7 protein-coding genes and 1 pseudogene are annotated in these 8,895 nt (G+C 72.8%); 3 read left to right on the top strand and 5 right to left on the bottom strand.

Features of this window, described 5'->3' with window-relative positions; genetic code table 11:
- The 4 genes and pseudogenes from M3677_RS01880 to M3677_RS01865 form a co-directional block, all read right to left on the bottom strand.
- Window positions 1-125: pseudogene (locus M3677_RS01880) on the bottom strand (RpiB/LacA/LacB family sugar-phosphate isomerase); the annotation flags it as partial.
- Window positions 122-1,861 (bottom strand): dihydroxyacetone kinase family protein, encoded by a 1,740-nt coding sequence (locus M3677_RS01875; protein ID WP_066655508.1) that lies wholly within the window; start codon window positions 1,859-1,861, stop codon window positions 122-124. The gene M3677_RS01875 and the pseudogene M3677_RS01880, both read right to left, overlap by 4 nt.
- Before the next feature lie 158 nt (window positions 1,862-2,019).
- Entirely contained in the window at window positions 2,020-3,345 is a 1,326-nt protein-coding gene (locus M3677_RS01870) for an MFS transporter (RefSeq protein WP_251159642.1), read from the bottom strand.
- Between the two features lie 19 nt (window positions 3,346-3,364).
- Window positions 3,365-4,540, bottom strand: coding sequence for a zinc-binding dehydrogenase (locus M3677_RS01865; protein WP_251159641.1), 1,176 nt, complete (start codon window positions 4,538-4,540; stop codon window positions 3,365-3,367).
- 142 nt (window positions 4,541-4,682) lie between these two features.
- On the opposite strand from M3677_RS01865, the gene M3677_RS01860 reads away from it, so the two are divergent.
- Window positions 4,683-5,501 carry a GolD/DthD family dehydrogenase gene (locus tag M3677_RS01860; protein ID WP_251159640.1) on the top strand — a complete coding sequence of 273 codons (819 nt, stop codon included), beginning with the start codon at window positions 4,683-4,685 and terminating at the stop codon, window positions 5,499-5,501.
- Between the two features lie 52 nt (window positions 5,502-5,553).
- A complete protein-coding gene (locus M3677_RS01855; protein ID WP_066655499.1) occupies window positions 5,554-6,519 on the top strand; it encodes a sugar-binding transcriptional regulator in 966 nt (321 codons plus the stop codon).
- 135 nt (window positions 6,520-6,654) lie between these two features.
- Here M3677_RS01855 and M3677_RS01850 read toward each other — a convergent pair whose 3' ends face one another.
- On the bottom strand, window positions 6,655-7,191 hold the full coding sequence (locus M3677_RS01850; protein WP_066655496.1) for a DinB family protein: 537 nt from the start codon (window positions 7,189-7,191) through the stop codon (window positions 6,655-6,657).
- A gap of 189 nt (window positions 7,192-7,380) precedes the next feature.
- On the opposite strand from M3677_RS01850, the gene M3677_RS01845 reads away from it, so the two are divergent.
- On the top strand, window positions 7,381-8,883 hold the full coding sequence (locus M3677_RS01845) for an MFS transporter (RefSeq protein WP_209684966.1): 1,503 nt from the start codon (window positions 7,381-7,383) through the stop codon (window positions 8,881-8,883).
- The last annotated feature ends 12 nt before the right edge of the window (window positions 8,884-8,895 follow it).

Raw genomic sequence — 8,895 nt, 5'->3', positions numbered from 1 at the left:
CCGTCCGCGTCGACGCCCACGTCGACCACGCTGGCCACGCGGTCGTCGGCCTCGAGGTCCCGCTTGATGACCTCCTTGTAGTCGAAGCCCGCGTCGTCCGAGCCCACCACCAGTCGTAGCGTCATGCGTCCACTCCTTCGCGTCGTGCGCGGTCGGCGAGCACCTCGCCGATCCGTGTGAGGACCATCCCCATCGAGGTGGCGCCCGCATCGGGCGTCCCCACGCTCTTCTCGGCCAGGGGTCGGGCCCGCCCGACCTTCGGCCGCAGGTCCGCCGTGGCCTCCGCCTGCTCGACGGCGACCCGCGCTGCCGTCCGCCAGGCCGCCGGCAGGTCGGCGCCGTCGTCGACCGAGGACCGCAGCTGGTCGACGAAGGGCAGCAGTGCATCGAGCAGCGTCTTGTCGCCGCGGGCCGCGCCGCCCAGGTGGACGATCGAGTCCGCGAACGCCTGCGCGGCAGCCACGACGTCGGCCGGACCGTACGTCTCCCGGTCGTCGCCGAGGGCACGACCGAAGGCCTCGAGGGCCGCGCCCCAGAGCACACCGGACGTCCCGCCGGCGGACGCCGCCCAGGCGTCACCCGCCCGACCGAGCACGAAGGCGACACCCGCGGCCGGGTCGGTCTGCTCGACGGACCGGCGAGCCGCCGAGACACCCTTGACCATGCCGCGCCCGTGGTCGCCGTCGCCGGCGACCGCGTCGATGCGCCCGAGGGTCTCCTCGTGCTCGCGGAGCAGCGCGTCCATCGCCACCACGGCTGCGCGGGCGGTCTCGGCTGCCCGCCGGGAGGCCTCGGTCGCGTCCGGCACGACGGTCGCCTCCGCCTCGGCCTCGGCCACCGCGTCAGCCGGCACGAGCGCCGCGACCGGAGCGGCGACCTTGCGGTACGCCGGCGTGTAGGCGTCCGCGCGCCAGTACTGTTCGAGCTCGTCGTCGAGGAACTGCAGCGTGAGCGAGCAGCCGCCCATGTCGAGGCTGGTGACGAGCTCGCCGACCTCGGGCTCGACGACCTCGAGCCCGGCGTCCTCGAGGAGCGGCAGCACGCGGCCCCAGAGCAGGAAGAGCTCCTCGTACTTGGTGTCGCCCAGGCCGTTGAGGATCGGTGCGACCCGCGGCCCGGCGCCCTCGGGGCGTTCTGCGACCAGCCGCTCGACGAGCAGTGCGGCGAGCTCCCGCGCGGGCAGCACCGGGACGTCCTGGATGCCCGGCTCACCATGGATGCCGAGGCCGAGGCCGAGGTGTCCGTCCGGGACGGAGAAGAGCGGTTCGGTGGCGCCGGGCATGGTGCAGCCCGAGAACGCGACGCCGATCGTCCTGGTGGCGGCGTTCGCCGCGGTGCCGACGCGCTCCACCTCGTCCAGGTCGAGTCCCGCCGCCGCGGCGGCACCCATCGCCTTGAACACCGAGAAGTCGCCGGCGATGCCCCGCCGCTGCGCGACCTCGTCGGCGCTCGCGACGTCGTCGGTGACCACGACGATGCGCGTGTCGATGCCCTCGGCGCGCAGGCGCTCGGCGGCGAGGCCGAAGTTCATCGTGTCACCGGCGTAGTTGCCGAACGACAGCACGACGCCGCGGCCCTGGTCGGCGGCCTTGGCCACCGAGTACACCTGGGCCGCGGACGGCGAGGTGAAGACGTTGCCGACGACGGCGCCGGTGGCGAAGCCGGGGCCGACGACGCCGCAGAACGCGGGGTAGTGCCCGGATCCGCCGCCGACCACGACGGCGACCTGCCGGTCGGCGCCCTCGGTCGGGAGGGCGACCACCCCGCCGTGCACGCCGCGTACCCGGTCGGCGTACAGGGCGAGCCAGCCGGCCAGCTGGTCGTCGGCGAAGTCCTCGGGGTCGTCGTGGATCGTGGTCATGGCGTGCGTTCCTGTCGTGCGGTGGACCGGGGTCCGGTGGATGGGGTCAGGATCGGGTCGGACGACCGGGTGCGTCGGTCGGGACGGAGGGGACGGGTCGGGGGGGGGCCGGGCGGCGGTGGGACGGCCACCGCCGCCCGGGGTCGGCTCGGCGGGCCTCAGCGGGTGCCGCGGTGCGGGCGTCCCTGGGGCACGTCGAGGAAGTGGATCATCACGAAGGCGCAGGCGTAGAGGCCGACGAAGGTCCAGGTCACCGCCTGGCCGCCGCCGCCGAGCGCGAAGACCGCGGCGACGACGCCGGTGCCGAGGAACGCCGCGCCACCGGCAGCGGTGGTGTACATCGCCATCGCGGCACCCTTGTGCTCCGGGGCGAGCGCGGGCATGATCGCGCCCATCGGGACGAAGCCGGCGAGCAGGCAGCCGAACACGCAGCCGGCGACGACCGAGAGCACGTAGCCCCAGTCGGAGCCCGCGGGCACGAGCTGCGGCACGTACCACCAGGCGACGAGCCCGGTCGCCGAGCCCACGATGCCGAACCACTTCACCGTGCGCTGCCAACCGATCCGGTCGCCGACCCATCCGAACAGGGCGTTGACCAGGATGTTCGTCGCGTAGACGCAGACGGTCATGAGCAGCCAGCGGCTCTGGCCCCACCCGCGGTCGTTCGCGATGATCGCGGGCAGCACGACGAACATGCCGAACTCGGGCGCGGTGTTGATGAGGCGGACGAGGAAGCCCATCAGGATCTTCGGCCGGGTGGCGGTGAGGCGGATCCCGCTCGTCATCACGCGCCAGGCGCTCTCACCGGCGGGTGCGATCCGCGTGAAGCCGTTGGGCAGGCGGACGCCGAACAGCATGATCAGGAAGCCCACGACCACGAGGCCGATCGACGCGACCATGGCGCCCGCCTCGCCGACCGTGCCGCCGCCGAACACCGGGATCGCCCCGATGGCGAACAGCGAGCCGAGGGTCGGCAGCCCACCGGTGAAGGCGACGTAGAACCAGCCGACCGCCGAGCCGTTGCGCTCCACCGGCGTCGTGATGTTCACCCACACCAGGAAGGCGAACGCGAACAGCGGGTAGCCGAAGCCGCGCAGGGCGTACGCGACGGCGGCGAACGGCACGCTCTGCACGTCCAGGGCCAGCAGGAACAGCACCTCGAAGACGACCCAGACGGCGAAGCCGAGGATCATCACCCGGCGCGGACCGACCAGGTCGGACAGGGCGCCGGAGACGTAGCTGCCGATCAGGGCGGCGAGGCTGTAGAACGTCACGATCGTCGCCACGGTGGCCTCGGGGCTGCCGAGCACCGCGACCATGTGCGGGGTGATGAAGTTCGACTCGACGCCGTTGCCGGTCATGAAGACCAGCACGGCGACGAAGCCGAGGGCGAGCGGACGGGGGATCCCCATCCGGTCCAGCCGGCCCTCGGACCGGCCGGCGGTGGGCGTGGAGGCGGTGGTGCGCGCGGTCGTCGTCGACATCGCGGGGACTCCTCGGGTGTCAGGCCCGCGCAGCGGACGTGGTCGGCGCGGACGTGGTCGGTGCGGACAGCGACGGGATGATGGACACCTTGACGGACGCACCGGCGGAGTCGCCGACCAGGTCCAGTGCCTGCTGGAAGTCCTCGAGCGGGAACTGGTGCGTGCAGATCTCGTCCATCGGCAGCGTGCCGGACTCGAGCAGCTTGATCGCCGCCGGCCAGGTGTGCGGACCGAGGTGTGCCCCGCGGACGTCGAGCTCCTTGTCGTCGGAGATGATCGACCAGTCGACGGATACGGCGTCCTTGAAGACCGAGTACTCGACGAACGTGCCGAGCTTGCGGAGCAGGTTCAGGCCCTGCGGTACCGCGGACGGGTGGCCGGTGGCCTCGATGTAGACGTCGGCACCGTAGCCGTCGGTGAGCTCCTTCACCCGGGCGACGGCGTCCTCGTGTGCGATGTTGATCGTCAGGTCGGCACCGACCTTGCGGGCGAGCGCGAGCTTCTCGTCGACGACGTCGAGCGCGATGATCCGCAGCGGGTTCTTCTGGCGGGCGCCGGCGATCGCGGAGAGACCGATCGGACCGGCGCCGGCGATGACGACCGTGTCGCCGAACCGGATGTCGCCGCGCTCGACGGCGTGGAAGGCACAGGAGAGGGGCTCAGCGAAGGCGGCGACCTGGCCCGGCAGCGCGCGGTCCACCGGGTGCGTCAGGGCCCCGCTCGGCACGAGCACGTACTCGGCCATCGCGCCGTCGAAGCCCTTGAAGCCGAACATGTCGTGGACGTTGCACATCCAGTAGGCGCCCTCGAGGCAGTAGCGGCACTCCCAGCACGGCACGATCTGCTCGCAGGCGATGCGGTCGCCGAGTGCCACACCGCGCTTCGCGAGCGCGTCGTCGGCGCCGGCGACGATCGTCCCGACGAACTCGTGGCCGGGGATCCGGTCGGCTTCCGCCCATGCCGGGCGGTTCTCGTCGCCCCAGAACTTCGCCGCGCCGTGGTAGCACTTCAGGTCGCTCGCGCAGATGCCGACGGCGTCGGTGCGGAGCAGGAGCTCACCCGGTCCGGGCTGCGGGACCGGGCGGTCCTCGAGTCGGTAGTCGCCCGGACCGTGGACCACCACGGCACGCATCGTGGTCGGGATCTCGCGGTGCGCGTCGCCCTGCGCCGGGGTCTCGGTCGTCGTCGTCGACATGAGCTGGTCCTCCGTTGGTCAGCCGGGCGGTGTGCCCGTTCCGATGGTTCGGCGACGACTGTACACGGTCGGGAACAGATGTCCAGAACACAATTTCTGCTATCGTTCCGACACCACGACCGCGCATCGCAAGGGAGCGACCATGACCACCGCCACCGAGACCGACCTCGCCGCCGCACTCCGACCGGGCCCCGACGCCGTCGACCTGACGAACGACCTGACGGGCCGCACGGCGGTCGTCACGGGTGGGGCGTCCGGCATCGGCAACGCGATCGCCCACGCCTTCGCGTCGCGCGGGGCCCGGGTCGCGATCGTCGACGTCCGGACGGACGCCTCGGCCGCTGCCGCCGCCGAGCTGCCCGACGTCACCACCGGGGCGCACCTCGGGCTCGCCTGCGACGTCACGGACGACGCCTCCGTCTCGGCGGCGGTCCAGCAGGTCGTCGACGCCGCCGGGTCGATCGAGGTGCTCGTGAACTGCGCCGGCATCGTCGCGCTCGACGCAGCGGAGGACCTGGACGGCGGCGCGTGGGCGCGCACGCTCGACGTCAACCTGACCGGGACCTTCCGGCTGGCGCAGGCGGTCGGGCGGCACATGCTCGCGGCGGGCAGCGGTCGGATCGTGAACATCGCGTCGCAGGCGGCACACGTCGGCCTCGACCGGCACGCGGCGTACTGCGCGTCGAAGGCCGGCGTCCTCGGGCTGACCCGGGTGCTCGCACTCGAGTGGGGCGGACGCGGGGTCACGGTCAACACCGTCTCGCCGACCGTCGTGCTCACCGACCTCGGCCGGGCGGCCTGGGCGAACGAGGCGGGGCTCCGCCACCAGGACGAGATCCCGACCGGTCGCTTCGCCACCCCCGCCGAGATCGCCGCCGCGGTGCTGTTCCTGGCGAGCGACGGTGCCGCGATGGTGAACGGCGCCGACCTGCGCGTGGACGGCGGGTTCACGATCCGGTGACCCCCGGTCGGACTACGATCCGAGTGTCCGACCGATCCGAAGGGTCCGCAGCATGTCCTCCGAGAGCACCACCGGCGCCGAGGGGGCCCGGGCCCGCTTCCCGCTCGACACCGTGTACCAGGCGGCGCGGATGTACTACCTCGAGGACGCCACCCAGGTCGAGATCGCGTCGCGCCTGGGGGTCTCCCGTCCCACGGTCAGCCGTCTCGTCGCCGAGGCCCGCCGCGCCGGACTCGTCCGGATCGACGTCGTGGACCCCTTCCAGGACGAGACCGTCGCACTGGCCGAGCGCCTGCAGGTCGTGCTCGGACTCCGAGCCGTGCACCTGGCCGCCGTGACGCACCAGGCGACGCTCGGTGCCGACCTGGCCGCCCCCATCGCGACCGCGGTCGAGGGCATGGGGCTCACGCCCGGCGACGCCGTGCTGATGTCCTCCGGTCGCACCGTGTACGACGTCGCACACGCCGGGATGCCGCCGCTGGCCGGGGTCCAGATCGTCCCGACGGTGGGCGGCCAGGCGGACCCGATGCCCTGGTTCCAGACGAACGAGATCACGCGGACCGCTGCCGAGCACTCCGGTGCGATCCCGGCGTTCCTCTTCGCGCAGGCCCTGCCGTCCGCCGCGATGCGCGCCACCCTCGACGAGGACCCCGCCTTCCAGCACGTGGTCGGGCTGTGGGGGCGGGCCAAGGGTGCGATCCTCGGCGTCGGCGCACCGACCCCGACCCGCGACGCGCTGGCACGGGGGATCCCGGTCGAGGACGCCGTGTTCGACCAGGCCGCCGGTGACGTCTGCCTCAACTTCTTCGCCGCGGACGGCTCGCCGATCGAGTTCCCCGGCAGCGAGCGCATGGTCCGGACCTCGCGCGACGTCCTGGCCGGCGTCCCGCACGCGGTCGGTGTGGCCGTGGGGGCGGCGAAGGTGCCGAGCATCGTCGGCGCGGTCCGCGCCGGCATGGTCAACGAGCTGGTGACCGACGCCGCGACCGCGCGCGCCCTGCTCGACGCGCTCGCCTGACCCGGCCGCGCACAGCGTCGCTCTCGGCCGCGTCGCCCGTGCGCGTGCCGCCCGCCGTCGGGACGGCACCGTCGACGGACGGGAGGCGCGGTGCGGGCCGGTGCCGCGCCTCCCGTCCGTCCCGTGTCCCGACCGTCAGTCGGTCGTGCGGGCGGTCCTGCGGACGTCCCACAGGTGGTGCACCGGGTCGTGCGCGTAGTAGGTCGCGAGGGTCGCGACCGTGAAGACGCTGCCGTCCGACCGCCGGCCCGTCCGCCCGAGGGCGTCGTCCGGTACCGCGGCGAACGCGGCCGCGGCGTCGCGAGCCGCCTCGGTCAGGTCGCGGGAGACGACCGCCGGGTCCTGCTCGCCGTACCGCTCCTCGACGGCGGTGGCGTCCTGGTCCCAGTTCGCGAAGGCCGGGCCGTCCTCGGACAGCACGAGGCGGAGGCGTTCGGTCATCTTCCGGTGGACGTCGCGGACGTGTGCGCCGTACTCGAGCGGCGACCACGTGTGGTCGTCCGGGCGCTGCCGGACGTCCGGACGGGCGAGCTGCTCCGGCCAGGCCGCCGTGTTCTCCGTGATCACGGCAGGGACGTCGCGGAAGGCGAGGGCTGCGCCGTCGAAGCCGCACTCGGGGCACGCCGCGCCGATCACCCAGGTCCAGTTCTTCGTGTCCGGTCGGATCGCCATGGGGCAGACGTTACCGGCTCGTGACCTCGCGCCCCATCGGCACGGGCATGCGGATCGGGCGGGACCCCCGTCCGGGTGACACGCCGTTCCCTGTGAATCCCGTGGCAGTGCCCGGCCCCGTGCTCCCTAGCGTTGCTGGCTGTCCCGGGCCGGTACCGACCGGCCCGCCCCACCACGAGGAGATCGCGAATGGGTTCCGACCCCAGCAGTACCAGCACCCGACCACCCCGACGTCTGCGCGTCAGCGACGTCACGGTGGTCGACCGGAGCATGATGCGCCGGGCCGTCAGCGGCATGGTCGTCGGCAACACGATGGAGTGGTACGACGTCGGGGTCTACGGCTACCTGGCGGTCACGATGGGCCGGGTGTTCCTGCCCACGGCCGAACCGTCGGTGCAGATCCTGTTCAGTCTCGGGGTGTTCGCGGCGACCTACGTCGCGCGGCCCCTCGGCGGGATCGTGTTCGGGCGGCTGGGGGACCGGCTCGGACGTCAGAAGGTGCTCGCCACGACGCTGATCCTGATGGCGTCGTCGACCTTCCTCATCGGGGTCCTGCCGGCGTGGTCGACCATCGGTGCGGTCGCTCCGGTGGTGCTCGTCGTGCTGAAGCTCGCGCAGGGGTTCTCGACCGGTGGTGAGTACGCCGGGGCCACCACGTTCGTGACCGAGTACGCCCCGGACCGTCGGCGCGGCTTCTTCGCGAGCATCCTCGACTTCGGCAGCTACATGGGCTTCGCGCTCGGTGCGACCGTGGTGACCGTGCTGCAGGTGACGCTGGGCGAGGAGACGATGACCGCCTGGGGCTGGCGCCTGCCGTTCCTGCTCGCCGGCGTGATCGGCGTCGTCGCGATCTGGTTCCGCCTGCGCATCGAGGAGTCGCCGGTGTTCCAGGCGACGCAGGCCGCGCAGGAGGCCGCCGCGTCGGACCGCGAGGCCGCAGCGGGCGGCCGACCGGCGAACGTGCTCGTCATGGTGCGCGACCACTGGCGCCCCATCGTCATCGCGATCATGCTCGTCGGCGCATCGAACACGGTCGGCTACGCGCTGACCTCGTACATGCCGACGTACCTCACCGACTCGCTCGGCTACTCCGCGATCGACGGCACGCTGCTCACCATCCCCGTGCTCGTGCTGCTCGCCGTGATGCTGCCGGTCGCCGGACGGCTGTCCGACCGGATCGGTCGCCGCACCGTGATGTGGATCGGCGCCGGGACGACCGTCGTGCTCGCCGTCCCCGCCTTCCTGCTCATCGGGCACGGCGCGCAGTGGTCGACCCTCGCCGGGCTCGGGCTGCTGGCGCTGATGACCGCGCTGTGGGTGTCGAACCAGGCGGCGTCGCTGCCGGCGCTCTTCCCGACGTCGACGCGGTACGGCGGCATGGGCTTCGCCTACAACATCGCCATCGCGGTGTTCGGCGGGACGACGCCGCTCATCGTGCAGGCGCTCCTGACGGCCACGGGGGACCAGCTGGCGCCCGCGTACTTCCTCGTCGCGATGAGCGTCGTCGGAGCGGTCGGTGTGTTCTGCATGCGGGAGTCGTCGCAGCGCCCGTTGCCGGGGTCGATGCCCGCGGTGGAGTCCGAGGACGAGGCCCGCGAGCTCGTGCTCACGCAGGACACGAACCCGAACCTCGACCTGGGGGACCTGCCGTTCGCGGCGCAGGACCGGGCGGAAGCAGCCGCCGAGCGCTGACGGTGTGCGGCT

Source organism: Curtobacterium sp. P97 (genome assembly GCF_023712445.1).
In the GTDB taxonomy this organism is placed as follows: domain Bacteria; phylum Actinomycetota; class Actinomycetes; order Actinomycetales; family Microbacteriaceae; genus Curtobacterium.
This window is presented reverse-complemented; position numbering and strand designations above follow the sequence as displayed.

Excerpts from the sequence above, each read along its gene's own strand:
- M3677_RS01845 (WP_209684966.1), top strand. The coding sequence starts at position 7,381 with ATGGGTTCCGACCCCAGCAGTACCAGCACCCGACCACCCCGACGTCTG.
- M3677_RS01860 (WP_251159640.1), top strand. The coding sequence starts at position 4,683 with ATGACCACCGCCACCGAGACCGACCTCGCCGCCGCACTCCGACCGGGC.
- M3677_RS01865 (WP_251159641.1), bottom strand. The coding sequence starts at position 4,540 with ATGTCGACGACGACGACCGAGACCCCGGCGCAGGGCGACGCGCACCGC.
- M3677_RS01875 (WP_066655508.1), bottom strand. The coding sequence starts at position 1,861 with ATGACCACGATCCACGACGACCCCGAGGACTTCGCCGACGACCAGCTG.
- M3677_RS01855 (WP_066655499.1), top strand. The coding sequence starts at position 5,554 with ATGTCCTCCGAGAGCACCACCGGCGCCGAGGGGGCCCGGGCCCGCTTC.
- M3677_RS01850 (WP_066655496.1), bottom strand. The coding sequence starts at position 7,191 with ATGGCGATCCGACCGGACACGAAGAACTGGACCTGGGTGATCGGCGCG.
- M3677_RS01870 (WP_251159642.1), bottom strand. The coding sequence starts at position 3,345 with ATGTCGACGACGACCGCGCGCACCACCGCCTCCACGCCCACCGCCGGC.